The sequence below is a fragment of the Bradyrhizobium sp. 23AC genome (assembly GCF_054863025.1).
Genome location: NZ_JAVAYN010000232.1, coordinates 1 through 255, shown reverse-complemented (window position 1 = coordinate 255; position 255 = coordinate 1). Strand labels below are relative to the sequence as shown.

The 255-nt window shown below is 43.5% G+C and carries 1 protein-coding gene; it reads right to left on the bottom strand.

The genetic code is table 11. The features are described 5' to 3' along the window. Nucleotides 1-197, bottom strand: a 197-nt coding sequence (locus tag RAD10_RS42240) for a TonB-dependent receptor domain-containing protein (RefSeq protein WP_461622060.1), incomplete at its 3' end; no start/stop codon positions are given. Between the last annotated feature and the right edge of the window lie 58 nt (nt 198-255).

Below are 255 nucleotides of genomic sequence, written 5' to 3'. Positions count from 1 at the left end.
GACAGTTTGTAATTCGGTGCAAACTCCCAATTCGCAGCGGCAGAGGCAGAAACACCCGTACCGGAATAATCTTTTTGCTCCGAATCCACTTTTACTTTTTGATGATCGACACGTGCTCCAAGTTCAACATGAACATCGCCGAACTGCTTATGTTCTAAAGCAAAAAGGCTGTATTTTTGGGTTTTGGTATCTGCCATCAACACATCATGATTATGATCCGCATGCTCACTATGATCGTGTTCATGTCCTTCATGC